The sequence below is a fragment of the Paenibacillus phytorum genome, assembly GCF_013141715.1.
Classification (GTDB): Bacteria; Bacillota; Bacilli; order Paenibacillales; family NBRC-103111; genus Paenibacillus_E; species Paenibacillus_E phytorum.
Genome location: NZ_WHOA01000182.1, coordinates 1 through 24,890 on the forward strand (window position 1 = coordinate 1; position 24,890 = coordinate 24,890).

Annotated in this window: 23 protein-coding genes and 1 pseudogene; all 24 read left to right on the forward strand. The window is 40.7% G+C overall.

Translation table 11 applies throughout. From position 1 onward, the window contains the following. Positions 1 to 327: 327 nt before the first annotated feature. The 24 genes and pseudogenes from GC098_RS25940 (at position 328) to GC098_RS26050 (ending at position 24,857) form a co-directional block, all read left to right on the forward strand. Entirely contained in the window at positions 328 to 1,155 is an 828-nt protein-coding gene (locus GC098_RS25940) for a protein NO VEIN domain-containing protein (RefSeq protein ID WP_171646100.1), read from the forward strand. A 580-nt stretch (positions 1,156 to 1,735) separates the two neighbouring features. Beyond that, positions 1,736 to 3,910, forward strand: coding sequence for an S-layer homology domain-containing protein (locus tag GC098_RS25945; RefSeq protein ID WP_171646101.1), 2,175 nt, complete (start codon positions 1,736 to 1,738; stop codon positions 3,908 to 3,910). Positions 3,911 to 4,563: 653 nt separating this feature from the next. After that, positions 4,564 to 5,040 carry a hypothetical protein gene (locus GC098_RS25950; protein ID WP_171646102.1) on the forward strand — a complete coding sequence of 159 codons (477 nt, stop codon included), beginning with the start codon at positions 4,564 to 4,566 and terminating at the stop codon, positions 5,038 to 5,040. 156 nt (positions 5,041 to 5,196) lie between these two features. Beyond that, positions 5,197 to 5,703 (forward strand): GrpB family protein, encoded by a 507-nt coding sequence (locus GC098_RS25955; protein ID WP_171646103.1) that lies wholly within the window; start codon positions 5,197 to 5,199, stop codon positions 5,701 to 5,703. Between the two features lie 642 nt (positions 5,704 to 6,345). Further along, positions 6,346 to 6,975, forward strand: coding sequence for an isochorismatase family protein (locus GC098_RS25960; RefSeq protein WP_171646104.1), 630 nt, complete (start codon positions 6,346 to 6,348; stop codon positions 6,973 to 6,975). Positions 6,976 to 7,808: 833 nt separating this feature from the next. Beyond that, positions 7,809 to 8,135 carry a nuclear transport factor 2 family protein gene (locus GC098_RS25965; RefSeq protein WP_376773953.1) on the forward strand — a complete coding sequence of 109 codons (327 nt, stop codon included), beginning with the start codon at positions 7,809 to 7,811 and terminating at the stop codon, positions 8,133 to 8,135. Between the two features lie 729 nt (positions 8,136 to 8,864). Then, positions 8,865 to 10,658 carry a group II intron reverse transcriptase/maturase gene (ltrA, locus tag GC098_RS25970; RefSeq protein WP_171646105.1) on the forward strand — a complete coding sequence of 598 codons (1,794 nt, stop codon included), beginning with the start codon at positions 8,865 to 8,867 and terminating at the stop codon, positions 10,656 to 10,658. Between the two features lie 281 nt (positions 10,659 to 10,939). After that, positions 10,940 to 11,074, forward strand: a complete 135-nt coding sequence (locus tag GC098_RS40945) for a hypothetical protein (RefSeq protein WP_281367127.1) — start codon at positions 10,940 to 10,942, stop codon at positions 11,072 to 11,074. Between the two features lie 9 nt (positions 11,075 to 11,083). Continuing rightward, positions 11,084 to 11,389, forward strand: a complete 306-nt coding sequence (locus GC098_RS25975) for a DUF4871 domain-containing protein (protein ID WP_246358977.1) — start codon at positions 11,084 to 11,086, stop codon at positions 11,387 to 11,389. 142 nt (positions 11,390 to 11,531) lie between these two features. Beyond that, complete coding sequence (locus GC098_RS25980; RefSeq protein WP_171646106.1) at positions 11,532 to 11,840, forward strand: hypothetical protein; 309 nt, start codon at positions 11,532 to 11,534, stop codon at positions 11,838 to 11,840. Between the two features lie 118 nt (positions 11,841 to 11,958). Next, positions 11,959 to 12,495 carry a hypothetical protein gene (locus tag GC098_RS25985; RefSeq protein WP_171646107.1) on the forward strand — a complete coding sequence of 179 codons (537 nt, stop codon included), beginning with the start codon at positions 11,959 to 11,961 and terminating at the stop codon, positions 12,493 to 12,495. Positions 12,496 to 12,669: 174 nt separating this feature from the next. Next, complete coding sequence (locus GC098_RS25990; protein ID WP_171646108.1) at positions 12,670 to 13,158, forward strand: ATP-binding protein; 489 nt, start codon at positions 12,670 to 12,672, stop codon at positions 13,156 to 13,158. A 302-nt stretch (positions 13,159 to 13,460) separates the two neighbouring features. Continuing rightward, positions 13,461 to 13,856, forward strand: a pseudogene (locus tag GC098_RS25995) (ATP-binding cassette domain-containing protein); the annotation flags it as partial. A gap of 35 nt (positions 13,857 to 13,891) precedes the next feature. Then, positions 13,892 to 15,502, forward strand: a complete 1,611-nt coding sequence (locus GC098_RS26000; RefSeq protein WP_171646109.1) for an FAD-dependent oxidoreductase — start codon at positions 13,892 to 13,894, stop codon at positions 15,500 to 15,502. Then, positions 15,502 to 15,840 (forward strand): 4Fe-4S binding protein, encoded by a 339-nt coding sequence (locus GC098_RS26005; RefSeq protein WP_171646110.1) that lies wholly within the window; start codon positions 15,502 to 15,504, stop codon positions 15,838 to 15,840. Before GC098_RS26000 ends, GC098_RS26005 begins: the two co-directional genes overlap by 1 nt. 45 nt (positions 15,841 to 15,885) lie before the next feature. Continuing rightward, positions 15,886 to 16,905: an ABC transporter substrate-binding protein gene (locus tag GC098_RS26010; RefSeq protein WP_171646111.1), complete on the forward strand. Its 1,020-nt coding sequence runs from the start codon at positions 15,886 to 15,888 to the stop codon at positions 16,903 to 16,905. A gap of 22 nt (positions 16,906 to 16,927) precedes the next feature. After that, complete coding sequence (locus GC098_RS26015) at positions 16,928 to 17,347, forward strand: DUF4395 domain-containing protein (protein WP_171646112.1); 420 nt, start codon at positions 16,928 to 16,930, stop codon at positions 17,345 to 17,347. 218 nt (positions 17,348 to 17,565) lie between these two features. Further along, the gene (locus GC098_RS26020) at positions 17,566 to 18,396 is read left to right on the forward strand and encodes an alpha/beta hydrolase family protein (RefSeq protein WP_171646113.1); all 831 of its coding nucleotides are present in this window, start codon (positions 17,566 to 17,568) and stop codon (positions 18,394 to 18,396) included. A gap of 19 nt (positions 18,397 to 18,415) precedes the next feature. Further along, complete coding sequence (locus GC098_RS26025) at positions 18,416 to 18,625, forward strand: YezD family protein (protein WP_057302418.1); 210 nt, start codon at positions 18,416 to 18,418, stop codon at positions 18,623 to 18,625. A 289-nt stretch (positions 18,626 to 18,914) separates the two neighbouring features. Continuing rightward, the gene (locus GC098_RS26030) at positions 18,915 to 19,136 is read left to right on the forward strand and encodes a hypothetical protein (RefSeq protein WP_171646114.1); all 222 of its coding nucleotides are present in this window, start codon (positions 18,915 to 18,917) and stop codon (positions 19,134 to 19,136) included. Between the two features lie 150 nt (positions 19,137 to 19,286). Next, positions 19,287 to 20,237 carry an alpha/beta fold hydrolase gene (locus GC098_RS26035; RefSeq protein WP_171646115.1) on the forward strand — a complete coding sequence of 317 codons (951 nt, stop codon included), beginning with the start codon at positions 19,287 to 19,289 and terminating at the stop codon, positions 20,235 to 20,237. Positions 20,238 to 20,416: 179 nt separating this feature from the next. Next, positions 20,417 to 22,648, forward strand: a complete 2,232-nt coding sequence (locus GC098_RS26040; protein ID WP_171646116.1) for an AraC family transcriptional regulator — start codon at positions 20,417 to 20,419, stop codon at positions 22,646 to 22,648. A gap of 346 nt (positions 22,649 to 22,994) precedes the next feature. Further along, positions 22,995 to 23,957 carry an ABC transporter permease gene (locus GC098_RS26045; RefSeq protein WP_171646117.1) on the forward strand — a complete coding sequence of 321 codons (963 nt, stop codon included), beginning with the start codon at positions 22,995 to 22,997 and terminating at the stop codon, positions 23,955 to 23,957. A 24-nt stretch (positions 23,958 to 23,981) separates the two neighbouring features. Next, on the forward strand, positions 23,982 to 24,857 hold the full coding sequence (locus GC098_RS26050) for a carbohydrate ABC transporter permease (protein ID WP_171646118.1): 876 nt from the start codon (positions 23,982 to 23,984) through the stop codon (positions 24,855 to 24,857). Positions 24,858 to 24,890: the final 33 nt, after the last annotated feature.

Here is a 24,890-nt window from a genome sequence, read left to right on the forward strand (position 1 = left end):
GGATGACCTAACAGTCTATATCCTTGAGTAACGAGGAACTTATGATCGAGTAAAGTCAGTTAGAGGGAACGCGGAGTGCTGGGAAACTAGCACGCTCCGTGTGGGACAGGGGAAAAGCTGGAGATAACATCAAATGCTTACCTATTGTTACCGATAGTTAATCGAAATGCCTGAGAATCGATTCTAGATCATATTTGAAAATTAAAAGGGTTACTTTATCTTGTTAAAGGGATTGTTTGTAGACTTCTCGAATAATGTATGATTAGTGAATAATTCAATTGAAATGCTAGATTAGGCTAACAATTCGAAAAGATAATTGGAGGGCTTATGGCAACCTATTTAGTTACTTGGAATCCAGAACGTTGGAGTAATTTTGAGATAAGTGATCTTAAGGGGAAGTTACAATCGGGTCAAAAAGCTGAACTAAGGTGGAGTTGTAGGAATAGACATGTTCAAAATGGTGATCGAATTTTCTTTATGAGACAAGGCGTTGAACCAAGAGGGATATTTGCATCTGGAATCTCAACAAGTTCGGTTTTTGAAGATGTCCATTTTGATTCTAGTCGTATTAACGAAATGACAACTTACATTAAAGTAGACCTCGATACCATACTAGAACCAGTGAGTGAAAATATATTGTTTAAAAGCGAGTTACATCCAAGTGCTCTACATTTGTGGGAAACACAATCATCAGGTATTATGTTGCCCTTAGAAATAGCTTTAGATTTGGAAGACCGGTGGCTTAACTTTCTAGATCAAAATGACTTTAGGAATAGACCCGTGGGTGCTGGATTTGGGAGTCCACCACAAAATAAGTTGGTTGAGGAAGCAGCTATAAATGAAGTCATAAATTTTTATACTGAAAATGGATGGGATGTTGTTTCTGTTGAAAGAGATCGGTGTGGTTATGATCTCGTTTGTACAAATGGTTTGAAAAGAGAAGATGTTGAAGTCAAAGGAGTGTCAGGATCAAGCTGTAATTTTATTCTTACAGCAGGGGAGTTACGACAAGCTAATAATAATTCCAACTTTGTATTGTGCGTTGTGGTAAATGCGTTAAGCGATCCAATAATCTATAGGTTTAATGGTGAAGATATAGAAAGTAATTTTAGTATTGAAGCAGTTAGTTATCGGTTGAAATTACTAAGGGATTAACATTTTTTGTTGGCAGTTCAACAAATGTTCGGAGATAACGTTCAATAATTCAAATATCATCATTTCGGTGATGCTTTTTTTATTCCAATGAAAGCTTCTGATTTAAATACAACCTTGACAGAAATTGAAGAACATAATATTAAGTGTAACTGAAATCGACCGCATTGTTGTAGCATTTGTGAATTCCTAAACTTAAAAAGAGCCAAGTTATTTTCAACGTAAGGTGAGGTGACATGACAGAGGTAATAGACCAAAGGAACTATTCATGATATTCTTTTTGTGGGTATTTTTGGTATTAGGTATTTTTATACAAAACCGAATAGGGAACCGAAGTTAATGTGAAAAAAAATTTCATTAAGAGCTGGAGATTAAAGTATGCATTCTTTAAGAGAAATTAAGCCCCAATTATTAGATTTATTAAATCGTCCCTATTTGATTCTGTCGTGTAAATCCACTTGACTATCATATCTACTCCATCAAAAGAAAGATTTGGCAGAAAAAGCAACAAATTATGCTTTGCTTTTATGATAGAATGCTAGACGGCTGTAAAACTCATACAACGAAGGAAGATGGAGGATTCATGCGTAAACGACTTATTTTTTGGAAGCACTCCTTAAATTCACTATTAATATTGGCTCTTATCTTATCAACTTGCACTACGGCTATTGCAGGACCTGCGACGGACATTCAAAATCATTGGGCTGAAAAACAATTATCAGAATGGATGGAGAAGGGATACATAACAGGTTATTCCGATGGTTCTGTCCTCCCAGATAAGACCGTAACTCGTGGCGAGTTTATTACTTTCATAAACCGCTCATTCGACTTTAAAGAAGCAGGTGCGGTTAACTTTAAGGATATTGACTCATCTAGCTGGGATTATGAGGAGATCGCAAAAGCTTTAAAAGCCGGATATATCAGCGGTTACGAGGATAATACCATCCGTTCAAACAATACGATTACACGACAAGAAGCAGCCGTTATCTTAAAGACCTTACTTATGAACGATGCTTCCCCTGTGGCAGAAAAGTCAGAAAAGTTTATAGATGAATCTACAATTTCATCTTGGGGTATAAATGCCGTACATGTGCTATCCTCAAAAGGTATTGTTAATGGCTATGAAGACGGTACCTATCGTCCTAATCAGTCAATTACACGAGCAGAAGCGGTCGTGACAATTGATCGTGTGAAGAGTGCTTCTGGAATCACTTATAACAAAGTTGGGTTATACGGACCTGCGAATGGCGTAGATATGATTCAAGGTGATGTCGTTATTAGTGTTGAGGGAGTAACCATACAAAATCTCATCATTAATGGTAATTTACTGCTTGATTCAGGTATTGGTACAGGCGATGTCTTCCTTAATAACATAACTGTTAAAGGTACGACGACAGTGAAGGGCGGAGGCGAAAACTCCGTTCACTTTAAAGATAGCGTGCTCGTTAAAGTTATCATTAATAAAAAGGAAGGTACTGTTCGAATTGTAGCTGAAGGTACTACGAAGGTACAAACGATTGAAATAGAATCTTCTGTGAAGATTGAACAATCCTTGGGTAGTACAGCATTGATCTCGAATGTAAAATTGATGCATGAGCTGCCTGAGAATTCTAAAGTGACGCTTATTGGAAAATTCGATTCGGTAGATATCTTTGCGAATAGTATCAATGTTGAAATTCCATCAGGCATGATTGGTGATTTAAATGTTAACAAGGGAGCAGAAGGCGCTAGCATTAACTTGGGCAATAATGCTGTTATCGTTAACATGGTTCTAAATGCGGTTGTAAAAGTCCTTGGAGACGGGAAAATTGAAAAGGCTACAATCAACGATGGAGCCAATGGATCCGAGTTTGAAAATAAACCAACAGTAGTTGATGGTGTGCAAAAAGATAGTATAAAGGAAACCAAACCAGTCTTTGGTGGCGGTGGCGGTGGAAGCGTTAGTCCGACACCGAAGATTACAACTGCTCCAGTTTCCAGCGAGATCCACACGTATAACTATTTTACCGGAAACGATGAAGTTCACTATGAGAACAATATGCCTGTAGGCTCAACGCTAAAAGTATATGATGCTGCTACAGGGGGCAGTATTATAGGAAGTAGCAACTCGAATCATGTTACAGTGACGAATGGTTTTTCAACTGTAATTTCCAACGTCTATGTATCACTTACCGAAACAGGTAAATTGGAAAGTGAGAGGGTTGTTCAAAAAATTGCAACTGCATTTCCTATATCTCCCAACTCCCTATATTTTGATATTAGGAACTATCGAGTGGGCGATGATCGAATTATTCACAATAATCTGCCTTCTGATTCAATAGTAAACTTTTATGATGGAACAGGAAATAGAATAGATACCACAACAGCTTCAAAATCTCCATACTCGATAATGTTTAATGTTGACCATGGATTCAATTCTGTAGCATCAAGTGTCTACGCTGCTTATACGGTAACTGAAGATACATATGCATATGTAGAAAGTAAGAGGACGGAGCTGCGAATTCCATCACCAATTGAAAAAATAAACACGATTGTTGGAACTGATCAGATTTATACACTAGATCAATTTGGTAATTACTTGGAATTCCTATCAGCTACTTCATCGAATTATTCGGTAGTACGAGCAAACTTTACCAACGACCTCCTCACAGTTTCTTCATTAAAACCAGGATTCGCAAGCGTAAACATAGTAGTACGAAAAGAAAACGGTGAGGCGTATCTTATTAGTTTTGATGTGGATGTCACCGCTGCGCCTTGAGGCATTCTAAGTAAACATACGTTTATAAAAATAAGGTAAAGGATGCCACAAGGTACTTATGGCATCCTTTATGTATCTAAGCGCATAACACAAATAAAAATAGTTTGGTTGTGTTCCCTCTAACATTACTTTTAACCGATCTCCATTTATTACATTGATTTACCCGTTAAAAGTCTCCAAGAACATTTGAGGCTTTTTCCAGATTTAATATTGTAGAGATATTTTTGGGAGTCTTGCATCAGGAGTTAATCGCATGCCCAAAATATGAACCAACGGTTTTATTTAACTTACTTTCAGAACAATACTGATTTTCAAGGGGATGAAATCCTGTGAATGAGTGAGTATACGTGAGATAAACCCTTAAAACCGAGGGACGGAGAACGAGAGTTAAATATTTGTTACACGATTGAAATCGTATTTTCATCTGGTATTAATCATTCAAGATTATAATAAAAGTCGACCCCCTTTTAAAATATAAACTTAGACCCTCAGCCCGTTGCTGAGGGTCTCTTTTTGCTATTAAACTAAAGGGCAGGATAATGGAGTGAGTAGTAGCCATCAATTGTGAGATCGAAACAATTTCACTTTTTATACCGTCTAAATGTTAGGAGCATATTTAAAAGAGCAACTAGTTGGATGGGAGAAAAACTTTGATGAGACGAAAAACGATAATGGTAATATTGACAATTGTTGTGCTTTTATCAGTAATAGGTTGTAAATCCAAGGGTGAGCAATCTACCGATACTCACTCGGGTGTTCAGCTCGGAGAACAGTTAAAGTTAAATTTCGCTTTGATTAGAGAAATAAAAGTTGAAGAGAGAGAGCCGTCACAAACAGTAAGTAAGATAACTTGGCGAACTGCGGGGAAATCTTTAAAAAGCAAAGAACAGATTGAAAGTTTTGAACAGGCAGTTCGTACGGCAGATATTATGAGTGGGCAACCCAGGGCTATTTTTCCAAACTTCAAACTAACTGCTATTAGTAGCGACGGTAAAGAACTCTTTGCTGTGAGTTTTTGGACTGGGGGCATGGGTATGATTGAGATTAACGATACCTATTGTACTTTGACCGAAGACGGAAAAAACAAAGTTATGATGCTTTTAAAAGATGCTGAAGCGTTAAGTAGTTAAGCCTTATCATTGAGCTAACGGAAACAATAGTTCAGTCTAATATGATGGCAGCCAGCACACGATCGGCTGCCTTTGTCTGTTAAAGTAACAGGCAGGAATACGCACTTCTACTACGCATTAATTTGTAAGCATGTTGTTACAGTCAGGAGGAGTTTGATGGGTACCAGTCTAATAGTACGTGAATATGACCCTAGTTGGGTTCAATTGTTTCAACAGTTACGAGGCTTTGTACTTCCTGTTTTAAGCGATTTTGTAGTCACAATAGAACACGTTGGCAGTACATCCGTTCCAGGGTTGGCAGCGAAGCCGATTGTTGATATCGACGTGGTGGTGTCTACACAATCGGATGTCCTTAAGGCTTTTCAAAGGCTAGCCACCATTGGCTACGTTCATGAAGGCGACTTAGGAACTACGGGACGAGAGGCTTTTATTCCTCCCGTCGATGTAACTTGGCATCACTTATACGTCTGTACCATGGAAAACTCCGAATATAAGCGACATATCCTCTTTCGAGATTATTTGAGAAATCATCCAGAGGATACCAAACAATATGGTGACTTAAAGTTGGAACTCGCACAACGATTCCAGAATGACCGTCTGGCATACACTAATGCTAAGGGCGACTTTGTGAGAGAGATACTACAACGTGCGGGTTGGAAATGATGTGTAGTTCAGCCTGTATTATTACGCTACCGAGGGAGTTCAACAAGTCGTCTGATTTTATTTAGTTTGTCAGAAGTACTTCAAAATTAATTTGTAATTGAGACAATTTGGCCGATAATCTACTTCAAAACTTTATTTGTCATTTTGTTTTCACCAAAAAAGCCAGAAAACTTTTGAGTTTACTGGCTTTCTGCACTTCAAAAGCAATTTGTCTCCCAACAACGTTTGTTGGATGACAAATTGGTTTTGAAGTAGACAATAATACTTTTGAAGTGACAATTAAAGTCTTGAAGTAACAAATTAAGTTTTGAAGTAAAGTAGGCGTTCACTCATTCTATTGGGTGAACGCTTATTACATTTTTTTCTATGATTCCCGTTAGCGTCGCATCCTGCATAGGGTGTGTGGATTGAAATATCTAACCCCACCTTAACATCCTGCCATGTTTCTTTGGGTTGGATTAGGATGTGCTTTTCGACTTTCAATTGAATACTTCTTTTTGACAGGTCCTACAGTTTGCGAGTTTGTTAGACATGTTTGATTTCTCCTTTTCAATGGACTGGCTCTTATAGAAACACACATAAGACAAACTGGAATTGACATATAAATTGCTGTAAAGAAGCTCTGAGAGGGAGGGAAGGTAAATGATGTTTCAACCACACCCAGATAATACCGCAATTGTGATTACAGACCCACAAAATGACTTTATGTGTCCTGGGGGGAGAGGCTATCATCTGACAAAAGCAAATATTGAACGAAACAATACTATACAAAACCTTGAACTATTAATGAGAACTGCCATGAATAAAGGATACCAACTATTTATATCACCCCATTATTTATACCCTCATGATTATGGCTGGCAATTTACAGGAAATGAACAAAAAATGTTATTAGGTCTTAGAATGTATCAAGTGGCAAATGCGTACACACCACCGTCATTTGGAGCTGATTTTGTTCATTCTTTAAAACCTTATATTTTTGATAGGAGAACCGTCGTTTCAACTCCACACAAGGTTGCTAGCCCACAAACAAATGACTTGGTTTACCAGTTACGACAACATAGAAAAGAGAAGATAATTATCGCAGGAGTGCTTTCCAACATTTGTGTAGAGTCCCATATGAGGCATTTAATCGAAACTGGTTTTGAAACAGCTGTTGTATACGATGCCACGGCAACAATTAGTGAAGAAGATTTTCAAGCAGCCGTTACGAATTACAAAGCATTTGCCAGTGCTAGTTGGACAACAATGGAAGCTATTTCATACTTATAAATCCTTTGAGCGCGATGAGAGGGTTTAAAACGTGCGAATGAAAGTTTGCTAGCAACTCGTTATGTAGATCTCCTAATACACGAAGAAGGTCTAAATCACGTTCTCTATAAGGAGTTGAGGTATGGTTTGTGGCTATCAGTACAATGAAATAGGATTATTCCAGACAAATGTAGGTAGATTTGTGTCATTAGACAAATGTCGGATGATAAGAACATGGTTACATTAAAAGTCGCATTTGATGCGGCTTTTTCATTTCATGTCCTCAAGTTCTTGTCAAAATTAAATGACATGAACTTTGGGACATTCCCGATTTTGACAAGAACATTATGACATTCCCGACGAATGCTCTGGAATCTTGAGCACTTTTTGTTGAACGGGCAGGATAACGTGGAGAAGAAATTGAACTAAATTAGTATGAAAAATTGTAATCACTAATTGCCAAAAACTGAAATGAGATATACTGTGAGGTATTTAGTAGCAATTAAAAATCGAAGGTGAAAAATGAACAAGAAAGAATCTATATTTTATTTTATATTAGCTTCGTTTTTATTCGGCGGAGCCATCTGTCTATTCAAAAGCTTTTTTTGGTCTTTATTTTTTTTAGTATTAATAAGTTTTCTATTAACACTCAAGATCTCAGATGAAAAAAATAGTTTCGGGAAACAAATGTTAAGTGCTTGTTTAGGTCTTTTCTTTTTTGGATGGATCGCAGTTTTAGTAATTTTGCTGATTAAAATATTCTTAATGTACTTATATAACTCATTAACCTAACGCAGAACGATAGTTGAAAGGTGGGATAAAAAATTAATTTAGATTTACTTAAGAAGGAATTGTTGAAACTTGAAGAAATGTTATTAAAGTCAGAAATCCGAACTTCGGAAAAAGAGCTTTCGAATTTACTTGCTGATAATTTTTTCGAATTTGGAAGTTCGGGACAAGTTTGGAGCAAAAAAGATGGACTTGGTGCAAATGGAATCGGTATTGTAAAAATGAAACTAAGTGATTTTGAAATACATCAATTGTCAGGAGAAATAGTTTTAACGACTTATCGAATATTCAACGAAGAAAAAATGCAGCATTCTTTGCGAAGTTCTATTTGGAAATTTGAAAATACAAAATGGCGGATGATATTTCATCAGGGGACACCGCTTCCGTTGTAGTATTCAGCTAACGGTGAAGTACGACAAGTTCTGCTATAAGCACCAGACAGTGTGAAAAGCAGGAGATTACAGCAGTAATCTTAACTTTACGACCGAGGATGGGAACGACGGAACCATGTATCCTGAAACCGTCCCGCCAATACTCCTGCGCGCTTCATGTTTAACAGAACATGAGGTGTGAAGTACAGGTAGATTCGACAGAACGAAGGCTAGAGCCATTTTGAGAAAAAAAAAGTGGTATGCCAACGGATATGTCGCGCGGCTGAAAAACTAGATATGGTGAGAATGCTCGCACAGAAGCGAACTGACGAACTTCCGAAGGTACAGGTCTACAGTTAGAGCATGTGGAAACGTATGTACCATCAAATGATGGGGTGAGCGGCGTAAAGTAAGACTTTCGCCTATGAAATACGCTATGCCGAACAATGGTGGCATCAATCTCACAGGCTTAGAGGAAGCACCTAAGTTCAGAATAGATAGCTAGGTTGTAAGGGACTTGGAAAACAAGGGACGTTGCAAGAAGGGCTTTTACCCGAAACGGTTGCAATAAGGCACATGCCGAAATGAATTTATCCTTGTGAGGGCAGGGGCACTACTGATGAATCCTCTGTAATTGAGGTGGAGGAACAGCCCCAAGTCTAATTGAAAAGAACGATCATTTTCCATACGTGAATTGCACCGATCGGGTAGGAATGTGGGGACATCGCTTCGTCAAGGAGGGATGCCACAGTGCAAACTTTACGAAATTGGGAGTATTACGGCATGACGGAATCCTTTACGGACCTGTATGAAAGATCAGCAAGCAAAGAATCCTTTTCGAACCTCTATGGCATTGTCACGTCGAGGGAAAATATTCGGCTGGCTTATCGTACGATGAAGTCCAATAAAGGATCAAAGACACCAGGAACAGATGGATTAACTATCGAAGACATCGAACAACGACCCGAATATGAATTAGTAAATGAAATCCAAAATAGACTGCAAAAGTACCGCCTCAAGAAAGTCAGACGGAAGCTCATCGAAAAAGAAAACGGTAAAATGAGACCTCTTGGCATTCCATGCATCCTCGATCGCATCATTCAACAGTGCTTCAAGCAAGTCCTTGAGCCCATAGCTGAAGCCCAATTTTACAACCATAGCTATGGTTTCAGACCCCTTCGATCGACACACCATGCCATGGCAAGAGTTCAATTTCTCATCAATCAGGCGTCGATGCATTATGTAGTCGACATCGACATTTTGGGTTTCTTCGACAACGTCAACCACACCTTGCTCGTGAAGCAACTTTGGAACATGGGTATCCAAGATAGAAGGGTCCTAGCATGTATTTCTAAGATGCTAAAAGCAGAAATCGAGGGGGAAGGAATACCTTCAAAAGGGGTGCCTCAAGGGGGATTGCTGTCAACATTACTCTCGAATATTGTACTGAATGACCTCGACCACTGGGTGGCAGGTCAATGGGAACTCTTTCCGCTAACAAAAACTTTCAAATCAAGAACTGGCGAAAGGGCTGCGAAAATACGGTCTAGTCTGAAAGAAGGCTATCTGGTGTGTTACGCCGATGACTTCAAAATCATCTGTCGCGATTGGAAGTCAGCCCAGAGGTGGTATCATGCGGTTGTTCAGTATCTCAAAGACCGTCTGAAACTCGACGTTTCACCAGAGAAATCGCAAATCATTAATCTGCGGAAACGAGAATCAGAGTTCCTTGGGTTTACAATCCGAGCAAACAAAAAGGGGCAAAAGCGAGTAGCGCATACGGGTATTAAATCGAGCAAAAAGCAGAAGATCAAAAGCGAAGTTAAGAAACACATTCTCAGAATGAGGACTTCGCCAACTGCTTTAAATGCTGCAGGTTTTAACAGCTTTGTTTTAGGAATTCACAATTATTTCAATCGGGCAACACATGTTAGTGTTGCGTTCTCACGTCTTGCCTACGATCTGCGAGCTTTCATGTACAATCGTCTCAAACAAATCGGGAAATACGAGCACCCTGCAAACCCGCCGCCAACTTACAGTAAATTTTACAGCTTGGGTTACAGGACTTTTAGAATAGCAAATGTTTATCTGTATCCTCTAGCCAACGTGAAAACAAAGAATACGATGGGCTTCAGTACAGGGCTTTCGCTCTTTACCACAGAAGGCAGAGAGCAAATACACAAAAAACTTCGGCCAGATTTACGACAGGAAATCTATTTACTAACGAATTCTAGCATCCCGAACAAAAGTGTTGAATACATGGATAATTGGATTAGTCGTTACAGCATGAGAATGGGGAAATGCGAAATTACAGGCATGTATCTCTTCGCATCCGACGTTCACTGCCACCACTATATTCCGTCGCACTCAGGTGGAAACGACAAGTTTAATAATTTGCGCATCATCCACAAAGAGGTCTGGCAACTTATTGTTCAAACACATAAAGAGACGATTGACGTACTCAAGAATAGACTTGGTTTAACGGAATTGATGATGAACCAGATCAACAAATACCGTAAAAAATATGCATTAGAACCAGTTTAACATATCCCAAATCAACGAGTAACGAGGAACTTATGATCTAGTAAATTCAGTTAGAGGGAACGCGGAGTGCTGGGAAACTAGCACGCTCCGTGTGGAGCAGGGGAAAAGCTGGAGATGACTTCAAATGCTTACCTATTGTTACCTATAGTTGAGGGGCTTGCTTCGCGGCAAGCTCCTCTTTTGGTTTATTAAAGTAACGGGCAGAATATTGTAATAAACTGTAAAATTTTATGTTACAATAATAAGCAGTAAAATATTCCTCTAGGAGGATAGTGGATAGCATGCGATATTTAACGAGCATTTTATTGTTATTATTATTTTTAACAGGATGCGGAGCGGAGCAACTCATTCCAGAAGACAAGGAATGGAAAGTCAGTCCTTTGTTTATATCAGGAGCATATAGTATGATCGGATAAGTAGGTAAATTGGGTTTTATTTATGATCACAGTGATGCAACAAGTTTTTATCCGAACAAAAAACAAAAATATATGTGGCACTTTTGGGGGAAATCTGAAGAATTGCAAGGTCCATTAAAAGTAACTGGTAGTAATGAAGCAGGAGAACATATAACAGTTTTTGAAGCCAAAGGAGTAGGCGGACCTAACAATGGAGCTGACGCACATATGCCATCACTAATGTCATTACCTACACCAGGCTATTGGAGATTAGATGCATATTTTGGAGAAAAGCTTTTTGGTAGTGTTGTTGTCATAGTTAATGAAAAAAAGTAAGGAATTAGAATAGACCTCAATAATGAGGTCTATTGTTATTGCGCTAACGAGGAACGATAGTTGAATAAGAATACCACAACAGGCTACCGCTGACTGGGAAAAGGGATATGATAATTCTATCGACGGGTCTGTAAGTTATTTAATGCCTTCTGATTTTATAGTAAAAAAACTTGGACTAGAGCAAGGTAAAGAGGGGTATTGGTTTGACAATAATGGAAATTTGATATGTTATGACCTTGCAATGGAAGGATATAACACTGGATTATTAATAGAAAAAGAAACGTTAGAAAAATTACTTTCCGATAATCAATTAGTATTAATTTGGGATATATATATTGAAAAAATCGCAAATCAGGAACTTCATGAATGGAGGATTGTAGCAGCAGAGCGAGGTGGCAATATAGAAACTGTGAAAATGTATGATGAAGATACTTGGAAATTAAATGATTAGAATTGTTATGAGTAAAGGCCTACATATACTATATGTGGGTCTTTTATGCATTTACTTTGAATAAAATTAATACTACAGGTAACAATCTCTAATAACATAGTAAAGAAGGTGGACTAGAATGAAAGAAAAGAGACGAGAAGATGCTTGGGAGAAAAATCATGATGTAACACTAGTACAAACAGTTATTAGTCATATTAAAAATGGTAGTACTCAACTTGCAGCATTTGAAGAATCAGCTTCTAGATTGAATCGCACCGCGGCTGCATGTGGATTTCGATGGAATAAAGAACTAAGATCTCAATACGAAACTGAGATAAATGATGCTAGATCGTTTAGGATGAATTTAAAACAACAAAAACAACAAGTTCGTGTAACCTCTGCGTCCTCTCTTGAATATGGAAGTATAGCACCTAAATATGAAGAGGCTTTTAATCAAATCATAAAGATAGCAAGAGATCAAGCTCAAAAATTTGAGCAGTTAATAAACGAGAATTCGAAGTTAAAGTTGGAAATAAAGGAATTGAAAAATCAAAGAAATATCAATGACTTTGCTTCTAAAAAAACGAAAGAGGATGTTGCAGCTGAGGATCTTCAAACTTTTCTTAAAATCATGAACAGAGCGAGGAATTTAACTACTTTGAATTTGAATATATAAGATTTGTGTATTCTCCTAAAACATGATTACTATTCAAAAAAAGTATAAGTGAAAATAGATAGACTGTAATCACTTATTCGGTGATTGCAGTCTATTTTATCGAAATATGTTTATAATCTCTAATGTTTGGAAATAATTATATAATAACTGGTACTTAGTTAGGAGTGATGAAGAATGTTTAATAATCTAAAATCAGAAATTGAGAATTTTTACACTTCCCCAGCAGATTTTATGTTTGTTGATGGATATTCTGGAATTGGTAAGTCACTCTTTGCAAAGCAAATTTGTGAAGATATCAATAGAGTAACTATTGTTAGTTCAGCAGTACTAACTAACGTTCCTAGTAGTGGTAGTGAGAAAGAGTTTATCATTGCATTATTACGAAAGATGGATTTTAATCCACTACGAAATACTACATTAGAATTGGAAAATCAGCTATTATTAACATTATCTCGATACTTGATTCTAGTGATCGATGAATCACAAAATCTATTAATATCAAATAAAATGATGCTGAACCATTTTTCATTATTGTCTCGGGTTGTGGATCAGACCAATATAAAAGTTCTATACATCGGGACTTTACCGTTACAATCTCGTATAGAATCTCTAAATATAGCAAACATTAATAGGAGAAGTATACATTATAGTCTGATTGCTTGATTAAATATAAATTCAAAAAAAGGAACACGAACCCAATTTGGGCTATCGTGTTCCTTTTTTTGTTTTAGGAAAAGAATGCACACGGAGGAATCTAATCCCAAAACAGGATTCATTCCGGTTATGCAATATGATGAATGATTATACATATTTATATTTGCGGATAGTCTCACCAATTATGAAAATTACCGCATCCTTAAGATGTCGAGAAGGAATAGATTATCACTAATTATGAAAACGCAGCTTGATATATCAACGTTTTTGACATCAAAATTCTCAATAAATATGACACCACACAGCGGGATGATTGGCCTGCTGTTCTCTCCGGTGGTCAAAGGCAGAGAGTAGCCTTGGCAAGAGCGTTGGCTGGTAATCCACGATTATTGCTTTTAGATGAACCGTTAGGTGCTTTGGATGCTTTAACTCGGATTGAAATGCAGCAGCTTATTGAGCAGCTATGGTTGGAGAAGCAATTCACGGTCCTGTTGGTCACACATGATGTTAGTGAAGCTGTAGCTTTAGCTGACAGGGTCATCATTATCGAAGATGGGAAAATAGGTCTGGATTTAAAAATCTCACTTTCTCGACCTAGAGAGCATGATAGTGGATTCGCTTATTATGAGAAGATCATTTTGGATAGGCTTCTTGTGAAGCAATCGTATGAGCAGGTAAGAATTGCAGCAGATGCATTCTCGATTTAACGAATAGAAGAGCGAAAATAAAGGAGGACATAGGAATGACTCAATATGATTTGCAGCTCCAAGCGGATGTACTAATTATTGGTGGGGGACCTTCTGGCGCATGGGCAGCCATCACAGCGGCGAAAGAAGGAGCGAAAGTCATTCTGGTCGATAAAGGATATTGCGGAACGAGCGGTGCTACGGCACCATCTGGCACAGGCTTATGGTACGTGAATCCCAATGCGGATGAGCGTGAAGAAGCTATGAAGAGTAGAGAAGCGCTTGGCGGTTACTTAGCTGATCGCGGTTGGATGAAGAAAGTCCTAGACCAAACGTATACCAATACGAATCAAATTGCTGCTTGGGGATATCCATTCCCGCTCGACGAAACAGGCACTTCGCACCGGAAGAGCTTGCAAGGGCCTGAATACATGAAGCTGATGCGCAAGCAAGTGCAGAAAGCGGGAGTTCGCATCCTGGACCACAGTCCAGCGCTTGAACTGCTAGCTGATGAGCATGGTGTTGCAGGGGCAACTGGGGTGAACAACCAAACGAAAGATACATGGCGTGTGGATGCGACCTCAGTCGTGATTGCAAAGGGCGGATGTGCTTTCCTTAGTAAGGCTCTGGGGACGAATGTCTTGACAGGTGATGGGTACTTGCTCGCGGCTGAAGCGGGAGCTAACTTATCGGGAATGGAATTCTCCACCGCTTATTCATTAGCGCCGGCCTTTTCTCCCGTAACGAAGTCTGCCTTCTACACATGGGCAACATTTTATTATGAAGATGGCAGCGTAATAGAAGGCGCTGGCTCGCAAAAGGGGCGTTCAGTGATTGCTCGAACGCTGCTGACGCAGCAAGTTTTCGCTAGAATCGATAAGGCTGATGATATCGTCAAAAAAGCGATGCGTCAGGCGCAGCCTAACTTTTTTCTATCGTTTGATCGCCTGGGCATTGATCCTTTCACACAAAAGTTTCCTGTCACTTTGCGGTTTGAAGGCACTGTAAGGGGAACTGGCGGTATCCATATCATTGACGAAACGTGTGCGACGGAAGTGCCTGGTCTTTATGCAGCAGGAGATGCAGCGACAAGAGAGTTAATCTGCGGTGGATTTACCGGCGGTGGAAGTCACAACGCAGCTTGGGCTATGTCCTCAGGGTATTTCTCTGGTGAGGCATCGGCTAAATATGCGCTGAAACTGGGCGCTGGAGCTTCAAATAGGAAAGCAAAAGGATTGTCTGAGGCAACTGGTGTACCTAAGCAAGCAACGACAAGATCCGACGCTCCTGATACGCAAGAAATTATCAAAGTGGTTCAAGCTGAAGTATTCCCGTATGATCGCAATTGGTTTCGCACAGGAGAAGGCTTACAAGATTCGCTGGGGCGCTTGAATCATCTCTGGCATGAGCTGAAGCAAGGCATTCAAGCTAGTGATGGGAATGTTGTTCGTGTTCGTGAAGCAGCTGCTATGACGGCAACAGCTAGATGGATGTACACCAGTGGTTTGGAACGAAAGGAAACACGTGGTATGCATCGCCGGGAGGATTTCCCGCGAGTTGATCAAGACCAGCAATATCGCATCATTAGTGGTGGTTTGGATACAACATGGGCAAAGCCTTTGATTGACCCATCCTTTTCAATCGTCAAAAAGGAGGCTGTTGTGTAATGATTGAACTGCTTAGTAAGGATCGCTGCATTAGCTGCAATCAGTGTGTATCCGTATGCCCAACGAATGTGTTCGAATCCGTAGCGGGAGATATTCCGGTTATCGCCAGACAATCGGACTGCCAAAGCTGCTTCATGTGTGAGTTGTACTGCCCAACGGATGCTCTTTACGTTTCTCCGGTAGCGGAACAAACGATTGCAGTCAACGAAGGGGAGTTAGTTCAAGAAGGTTTATTAGGAAGCTATAAAGAGAACATAGGCTGGGGGAAAGGCAGAGAATCGACAGCCTCCTCAGACGGTTCATATATCATTTTCCAACGTATGCGTGCATCACATTAATTCGCTCATTATCATTCCACATGACTATCAGGGGGTCAAAAACATATGACACAGAGATCATTGAAATTGCTCAGTATGGCTCTTATTTTAACTTTATTTACAGTATTCTTAGCGGCTTGCGGGGCAAAATCGACGAAAACAACGGCTCCAGCAACAACGCCTGCAGCATCTGATGCAAAAATAACATTGCCTGAAACACTTCGTATTGGTTTTATTTCGGCGAATAATAATAAGACTATTACAGGACCGGAAGGCTGGGCGCAATCCAAAGGTTACTTGGAAAGTGAATTCAAGAAATACGGCGTTAAGGAGTTCAAATATTTCAACTTCCCGAATGGTCCTAACTTGAACGAGGCGATTACCGCGGGAACGTTGGATGTTGGGATTTACGGCGACACACCTGCTATTAATGGGAAAGCAGCTGGTCTGAAGACGCGTTTAATTAACCAAACGCAATTCAAGATGAATGCATGGTTGATAGCTAAAGCGGACGGTCCGAAGACACTTTCAGATCTGAAAGGTAAAAAGGTCGCCACTTCTCAAGGCTCCTATATGAGCCGATATCTAACTAGCTTGCTTAAGGAGCAAGGGCTTGATAAAGACGTAAAGATCCTGCATTTATTACCTGCTGATGGCGAAGCTGCGCTATCCCGCGGTGACATTGCAGCATACGCCTATCCGACTGGTTTCGGTCCTTTACTTCTGAAAAAGGGATATGTTTCCATTGATGAAGCGGCCAAACATCCGGTTCTACAAGGCTCAAGTCTAACCGTAGTTACGGAAGATTATTTGGCTAAGAATCCTCAATTTCCTAAACTTTGGAACGATCTTCGCACGAAAGCAGTGAAGGAAATTCGTGAGAACAGTGAAGAGTTTTTCAAATTCTATGCGGAAGCATCCGGCTATCCAGTGGACGTTGTGAAAGCTTCCTTCAAGATCGAGCAGTGGCCCGTTGAATCAAGCACACCGGATGGGTTAAAACTAATAGAAGAAACGAAGAAATTTCTTGTGGAGCAAGGATTAGCGAAGAAAGATTTTGTTATAACGGACTGGTTAGTGAAATAGGATTGACCAAGGGGGGATGAGGGTGAAAGAAGTTCCAATTTCCTATGTAAAGGCCAATCAAACGGGTATTGTTGTCTTTGTCCTACTGGCATTTGCGTTTCAATGGACTTGGCTAGTTGGCTTGCTTTGGGTGATTCAGTTGCTTGACTTTGTAGGTGGTGGGAAATGGAATCTGTTCGTGGTGGTGTCTGAACCGTTTCTATCTCGAAGCGGTACTGAAACACAAGCCGCAGAGTTGACAAGGTTTAACAATTCTTTGGCTGTATTATTTCTTACATTATCACTTACTTCTTTTACCATCGGTTGGAGTATGGTGGGGTATATCTTCACTGGCTTTTTACTCTTAGCTGCAGGTGCAGCCTTGTTGGGCTATTGCATCGGATGTGCGATTTATTATCAGTATAAGCAATTCATCGTCAGACAACGAGTGAAGCGCGGTTAATGAAAGGTAAATATGGAAAGACTCTCACTAGAGTAAGGTGGGAGTCTTTTCTATCCACATAATAAAGTGAAAAACATCTAATTAAGGCAAATAATAATTGCCGAAAATATGTTAAAAATAGGATTGACACCTCTAGTAGGTGATGCTAATATTGGTTTATATCTAATTCATACTAAACTTATCGGAATTATATGCGAACGCGAAAGGGAGTTAACATCATGGAGCATGCTATCACAATTCAAAGCGACGGCGTCGAATTGGCCGCAACGTTACATTACCCGACAAATCAATCAGGAGCCGCGCAAGTTGATTGTCAACGTTGGCCGCTTATTATCATCTGTCATGGATTTATTGGCAGTCGGATAGGGGTGGATCGGCTATTTGTGAAAGCAGCTCGTGAGTTTAGCTCGCAAGGATACCTAGTTCTCCGTTTCGATTACGGTGGTTGCGGTGAGAGTACTGGCGACTATGGTGCTGGCGGGCTGGATGTTCTGATTGAACAAACGCGAAGTGTTATTGATTATGCATCAACGATTGATTGTGTAGATCTCAGTCGTGTGATCTTGGTGGGTCATAGCTTAGGCGGTGCGGCTGCAGTTCTAACGGCAGCGAGAGATAATCGCGTGAAAACACTCGTGCTATGGTCAGCTGTCGCTCATCCACACAATGATATTGTAAGAATTGTAAGCAAATCTGAATACGAGAAACTTCCGTTAGGTGGAGCGATCGATCATCATGGTTATGTATTGACAAGTAAATTTTTTGATTCTTTATCCCAGCATCAGCCGTTTGAACAACTGCGTAAATTTAACGGCGATGTCCTCGTTATTCACGGTACTGCGGACGATATCATACCAGTCGATTATGCGCCATTATACCAGAAGATGTTCTGGATGCGATCAGAGGGCCAATGCGAACTCGAGCTTGTCTATCAAGCAGATCATACTTATTCAACAACAGGTTCTGCGAAAGAACTTTTTGAGAAAACAGGGAACTGGTTAGCCTTTATTCAAAAGCAGAAAAAAGATTGGAACGATTGGACAATTTAATGGAAGCGGAGGCAATAGAATGGCGAAACCACTAGAGTTAGACGATGTTTGGGTGGATAGAATTAAACAAATGTTAAACGGGTTGGAATACGGTTCCGTTCAAATCGTCGTTCACGACGGTAAAATTGCTCAAATCGATAAAACAGAGAGAAAACGATTCGACGCGTCATCTCAACCGCAATCCCAATTGCAAGCAGTAAAATCAGTCAAACAAACGAGTAAAGGCTAGCATTAGAGCGGTTAAGTATAAAAGTGGTCTACAAGCCCTCTTTCTTCGGAAAGGGGCTGTTTTCATTTTTTTGGTTATCACGAGAAGCTTACAAAGGATATGGTCGATAGTTTACCTTGCAGCGTATATAGAAAAATTTATATTTATTCGCGCCACATTTCTACATTTTTTATATAAAAAATACTGCATAATGGGGGGACAACTAACTATTCATAACTTTACATGTCAAGGTAACGGCATAAAAAAGCAAATACTGCAGCCGATGTAGAATTGTACAGGGGTAATGACATTGAAAAATGATCTTATTGCTTTAGCAATCATGTTTCTTTGTTTTGCAGGAGTTCTAAGTGGTTTAATTTATAATGGAGATGATAATGGGAATCAGGTCGTCAGATCGTTGGATGGTAAAGGCAACAAGATGACCTCCAATATGTATGGATTTTCTTTTTATGAATCGACCTCAACTAATTTTATATTAAATAAAAAAACAATAGATAAGTTTGGGGAATGATGGTAATTTTACTCATGTACCGGAAGCACCGGACAAAGCGAAAGCCCGAGGGAAAGCGTCCCTGGGCTTTTTTTCTTCGGAAAGGGGGCTGTTTTCATGAAGCAGAAGCTTTATAATTGGAGTGAAATGGAAAGTTAATGGAGGGATCTTATGCAGAAGCAGCATTTTATATGGAAAGACTCTCAGCAGATTAATAACTATGTATATGAATGGCTGCCTGATGAGACCAGTGAAATAAAAGCGATTGTGCAAATCGCACATGGCATGTCCGAGACGTCCGTTAGGTACGAGAGGTTAGCTGCATTATTAACGAGCCAAGGTTATGCTGTCTATGCGAACGATCATTTGGGGCATGGACGAACTGCAGGAACACCTGAAGCCGTAGGTAAATTTGGCAAAGATTGCTTTCATGGTATGGTTGAAAATATGGGGCAGATCACTAGTGAGATCCGTAAAAGGTATCCAAAGAAGATTCCTTTATTTCTGATGGGACATAGTATGGGCTCGTTCTTAACGCAGCACTATATGGTGTCGTATATAAATGAACATCCCGACAACGTTCAAGGCATCATTCTGTCAGGCTCAAATGGAAAAGAGGGTGCAGCCTTGCATGCCGGCATTGCTATTGCTACAGCAGAAGCAGCTATTCGTGGAGATCATCATCGGAGTAAGCTTGTTACGTCTCTTTCATTTGGAGCTTTTAATAAAAGATTCGCACCGAATCGAACGCCATTCGATTGGTTAAGTAATGATGCAGGCGAAGTTGATAAGTATGTAGAAGATCCTTATTGCGGCGTTACGTTTACATCGGGCTATTTCAGAGATTTCTTTAGAGGACTTAAGGAGATTCATCAAGCTAAGCATGTCCACCAAATCCGTAAAGATTTGCCTTTATACGTATTCGCAGGTGAAGATGATCCGGTTGGTGGAGGTAAAGGGGTACGCAGGTTGCTTAGCATGTATGAGGAACTTGGGCTTAAAAACGTTAGCAGCAAGCTTTATCCCCGCGGCAGACATGAAATGTTAAATGAAGTGAATCGGGATGAAGTCATGGATGACATTGCAGCATGGCTGAATGAGCAGGTTGCATCTAGGGGTTAAAATAACGAAGTGAATCAAAGATAGAAGGCTGCTATTCCCCCTCCTGCCTGATTGGTTGGAAGGGGTTTTCTTTGTTCATTCACAGCCTGCATTCTTCTAAATGTGCATGATTCTCCTAATTGAGTATTGACTTGTCTAACCGTAACGTTGTACTTTGGACGAATAAAGGGGATGTTAACATGAGGAAGAATTGGAGAAATCGCCTTGTATTTGCCTATCTGCCCGTTTTCATTCTTGTTATTATCGTATTGCTATGGATTTTTTTCGTCACCATGAGTGAGTTGTCCAAGCAGCAGGCGCTGAAGGCGAACGAGATCTACGCAGAAAACACCATGCAATATATCGATTCCAAGCTGCGTACGGTCGAACAATATATCGTGCAGACATTTCTCGATGACCAATCTGTCATCGATTTTTATAGTATATCTCCGTTATCTCAGAACCGCTATCTTAACGATCGCGACGTATATAAGAAATTGATTCTGCTGCGAGACAGCTTCAGTGAGATCGACTCGGTGTATTTGTATCGCACCCGAGACCAAATCGTCCTAAGTGACACGTCGATGATGGGGCTCGATCAATTTTCCAACAGCAAATATTTGAATACGCTAATTACCGCTCCCCCTGCTAATCGCTGGAGTATAAGTCGCCAGTATATCGACAATGCCGGAGCGACAACGTCCGTAGTATCTCTGGTCATGCGAATGCCATTGCCGCTGGGAACGGATGGTGTTCTTGTTGCGAATATTAAATTACATACGATCGCTAAGCTCGTCAACAATGTGTCCAGTTCTAAATTCAGTTATCTTCACCTACTTGATGCCAATGGTGATTATATCATCGGTGAAGACACGATCGACGGTAAAGCTAGCCAAGAACGGGAAGATTTTACCGTTATGAAATCGGAGTACACAGGTTGGACGATTCGCAGCGGATTTATTGACGGCGTCTTTTTTCGCTTTCTGTCGAACCTCAATGCATTTTGGCTAGTGATTGGCATCATCACGGTACTTGGAGGAGCACTCTGGATCGTATACGCGAGTCGGCAGAACTACAAGCCCATTCAGTCACTTCTGGAGCGGCTCTCATCTGTCCCGCTGCAGAGACCGCATATACTAGGACAAGTCAAGCACGATGAATTCAAAATTATTGACAATCTGCTTGATCATCTGCTCGAACAATTCGGCAAGTATCGGCTAGAGAACGACGAGAATTTCAGCTACCGTCGGCGATATTTGTTCGAAGAATTGCTGTCTGGGACGCAGCTTCAGCTAGAAGAGGGATGGGAAAAGGAGTTATCGCGTTTCGGATTTCAAGAGACGTACGATCAATATATAGTGGCCATTCTCGAGATTGACAAGTATTCGAATTTTACCTCCACTTACAATAATAAGGATCAATATTTGATTAAATTCATCATTGATAACGTCGTTCAAGAACTGAATCAGAATGCGGGCATCCTAATCTGTCCAGAGTGGATCGAAAAACATCGGTTATGCGTCGTCTGTCAACTGCCGAATGAGACTGCTGTAGGTGATCCGTTCCGAGAGATCATGCGCAAAACGGTGGATTGGATCTACAAAAATGTATCGATTACGGTCACCTGTGGACTTGGAACGAAAGTGTCGGGTATTCATAAGGTATCTAGTTCTTATGAAGAAGCTATAGAAGCACTCAGCTATAAGACTACGTTTGGAGTCAGCAGCCTCATTGAATTCAAGGATATTAATAACAAATCGGGTGAAGAAATATTCCGATCTCTACCTTATGTTCGTGAATTGGTCCATTTCTATAGGATCGGCGAAGCGGAATGGGAACGCCATTATAGCGCCCTGTTTGCGGAAATTCGCATACAGCTTTTTTCACGGGAACAAGTTGTTAATCTAATGAATTATTTATTATTTCACTTCTATAAGGAAATGTCGGGGTTGTCCGCAGAATATCTGGAGTGTTGGCGAGAATATGCCATGAATCCAATCAACGAATGGATTGTGGCCTTCGACACGGTAGATGAATTGGAGAAAGAACTGCATGATATTCTGGAGGATGCCTCCCGGAGGTTGGATACCCTTCGCGAACAGCGAAGCCAGCACGATCTGATCGACCAAGTGAAAGTGTATATCGAAAACGAGTATAACAATCCGGATTTCTCGCTCGTCATGCTGAGTGAGAAATTTAAGTTGACTCCCAATTATTTAAGCCGCTTGTTTAAAGAAGAATTCGGTGAGAAATTCATTGATTATTTGGCTGGTCTACGAATCGAACAGGCCAAATATTTGCTGGTCACAACACCCGTTGCGATCCAGGAAATCGCAGTGAAGGTCGGGTATACACATACCTTTTCGTTTATCCGTGTATTCAAGAAACTCGTGGGCCGGACACCTGGTGATTACCGCAAGGAATTCCAATAATCATAATCAGGAAGTATCGAAAACGATCGATTCAGGGAAAGATCAACAAAGTCCCTGAATGGGTCGTTTTTTGTTTATTGAAGGCCGATAAGCCGTTTATCCTCATTATCCAAAGGAATTGTGGAAACGGAGTCTTGTGTAAAAACTGTGCATGGGATGCCACCAAGCGTGGCTGCATACCTTTTAAACCCCTATCTGCTGCCGATTATTGAAGTTGTGCATCGCGTCTAAATGTGTGAATTGCTGAGCTAAGGGACTTCCGTGTAGTGTTGAGTTGTGAGCGGAATAGAAACGATCACAACCATGCGGTACACGCTCGGCAGGGCGACATAGGAGGTAAAGTCACATGCAAGTATCTTCGCAGCACACAGCTTTGGAAGTGGAAAAATCGGTTCGATCCAGAGATACGAAGAAGCGGGAAAGCAAGTATCTGAAGCAAAATATTCCGCTGTATATCATGCTGACTCCAGCCATTATTTGTTTTCTCCTATTCAAGTATGCGCCGATGGGCGGGATCGTCCTTGCATTCAAGGATTATAACTTTTGGGATGGAGTTTGGGGGAGTCCTTGGGTTGGATTAAAGCATTTTGATTATTTGTTTAACAATCCACAAGGATGGAAGATAATTCGCAATACGTTCATGCTGAGCTTATTAAGCTTTATTGGGTTTCCATTTCCCATATTAGTTGCTCTGCTGCTGAATGAGGTTCGGAAAATGTGGTTCAAGAAAATCGTACAAACACTGTTGTATTTGCCCCATTTCCTTTCCTGGGTTATTGTCGGCGGCATCTTTATCACCTTGTTTTCTCAGGATTCCGGGATGGTGAACGACATACTGGAGAAGCTTGGCGGTGAGCGGTATGCCTTCCTTTATCAACCGTTCTCATGGGTTGCGGTGTTTTTGAGTTCAGGCATTTGGAAGGAAGCCGGTTTCTCGGCGATCATTTATTTAGCGGCGCTTACGACGATCGATCCGAGCTTATATGAGTCGACCGCAATGGACGGCGCTGGCAAATGGCGTCAGATGTGGCATGTGTCGCTTCCGGGCATTCGACCGACGATCATTTTGATGCTGATACTTGGTGTAGGTCGCGTCATGGAGGTTGGTTTCGACCACATCTATGTGATGCAGAATCGGGTAGTCGCCGATATTTCGGAAGTTATCAGCACGTACACGTTCAAGACGGGGATTCAAGGAGGCGAATTCGGAGTTCCCGCTGCAATGGGGTTATTCGAATCATTAGTTGGCTTCACGCTTGTGTTAACTGCAAACCGTATTGCCCGTAAATTCAACCAGAGCCTATGGTAATTGAAGTTGAAAGGAAGTGAGAACGTGAGAGAAAATTACGCCGGAAAATGGTTTAATGCTACAGTTCATATCATTCTGCTGCTGGCTGCCGTCAGCTGCCTCATTCCGCTAGTCAATATTATTGCCGTTTCGTTCAGCGACTCAGCGGCCATCGATTCCGGGTTCGTCTGGCTTTGGCCGATTCATTTCAATTTGGAAGCTTATAAAACCCTATTTATCGGTTCAAGAGTCATTCCCTCTTTTCTGAACAGCTTGTCCATTACAATAGTAGGAACAGGGTTAAGCCTGCTCTGCACGACTCTTGCCGCTTATGCGTTGTCCCGTAAATACTGCTATGGGCGCAAATTTATTACCCTAGCCATGGTGTTTACGATGATGTTCAGCGGTGGGCTGATTCCTTTCTTTCTTCTGATGAAAAGTCTTGGGCTAATCAATACCTACTGGTCCCTATGGCTCCCAGGGTTGGTCGGCGCCTATAATTTGCTGCTCATGCGTACCTATTTCGAAGGTATTCCTGCAGAGATCGAGGAGTCTGCACGCATTGACGGCTGTGGGGAGTGGCGGCTTCTTGTACAAATATTTCTGCCTTTATCATTACCTGTTATCGCGACGGTTTGTCTATTTTTAGCTGTTGGTTACTGGAACTCCTTTCTAAGTGTCCTCATATTCATCAATGATGCGGAGAAGATGAATTTGACCGTATTCGTTCAGCAAATGGTGCAAAGTCAGAGCATGCTGATTCAGACTATCGCCTTGCAGCCGGAAGACCTGGAGAATATGTCTCCTGAGGCTGTGAAAGCGGGAGGCATTGTAATCATGACACTACCGATGCTGATCGTATATCCAATTCTGCAAAAGTATTTTGTAAAGGGAGTGATGCTTGGCGCAATCAAAGGTTAAATCGCAAAATGGTGATAGGATGAATGGATTCAA

Coding starts and splice junctions, on each gene's coding strand:
- GC098_RS25940 (WP_171646100.1), top strand. CDS start 328: ATGGCAACCTATTTAGTTACTTGGAATCCAGAACGTTGGAGTAATTTT.
- GC098_RS25945 (WP_171646101.1), top strand. CDS start 1,736: ATGCGTAAACGACTTATTTTTTGGAAGCACTCCTTAAATTCACTATTA.
- GC098_RS25950 (WP_171646102.1), top strand. CDS start 4,564: ATGAGACGAAAAACGATAATGGTAATATTGACAATTGTTGTGCTTTTA.
- GC098_RS25955 (WP_171646103.1), top strand. CDS start 5,197: ATGGGTACCAGTCTAATAGTACGTGAATATGACCCTAGTTGGGTTCAA.
- GC098_RS25960 (WP_171646104.1), top strand. CDS start 6,346: ATGATGTTTCAACCACACCCAGATAATACCGCAATTGTGATTACAGAC.
- GC098_RS40945 (WP_281367127.1), top strand. CDS start 10,940: ATGCGATATTTAACGAGCATTTTATTGTTATTATTATTTTTAACAGGA.
- GC098_RS25980 (WP_171646106.1), top strand. CDS start 11,532: ATGCCTTCTGATTTTATAGTAAAAAAACTTGGACTAGAGCAAGGTAAA.
- GC098_RS25985 (WP_171646107.1), top strand. CDS start 11,959: ATGAAAGAAAAGAGACGAGAAGATGCTTGGGAGAAAAATCATGATGTA.
- GC098_RS25990 (WP_171646108.1), top strand. CDS start 12,670: ATGTTTAATAATCTAAAATCAGAAATTGAGAATTTTTACACTTCCCCA.
- GC098_RS26000 (WP_171646109.1), top strand. CDS start 13,892: ATGACTCAATATGATTTGCAGCTCCAAGCGGATGTACTAATTATTGGT.
- GC098_RS26005 (WP_171646110.1), top strand. CDS start 15,502: ATGATTGAACTGCTTAGTAAGGATCGCTGCATTAGCTGCAATCAGTGT.
- GC098_RS26010 (WP_171646111.1), top strand. CDS start 15,886: ATGACACAGAGATCATTGAAATTGCTCAGTATGGCTCTTATTTTAACT.
- GC098_RS26020 (WP_171646113.1), top strand. CDS start 17,566: ATGGAGCATGCTATCACAATTCAAAGCGACGGCGTCGAATTGGCCGCA.
- GC098_RS26025 (WP_057302418.1), top strand. CDS start 18,416: ATGGCGAAACCACTAGAGTTAGACGATGTTTGGGTGGATAGAATTAAA.
- GC098_RS26035 (WP_171646115.1), top strand. CDS start 19,287: ATGCAGAAGCAGCATTTTATATGGAAAGACTCTCAGCAGATTAATAAC.
- GC098_RS26040 (WP_171646116.1), top strand. CDS start 20,417: ATGAGGAAGAATTGGAGAAATCGCCTTGTATTTGCCTATCTGCCCGTT.
- GC098_RS26045 (WP_171646117.1), top strand. CDS start 22,995: ATGCAAGTATCTTCGCAGCACACAGCTTTGGAAGTGGAAAAATCGGTT.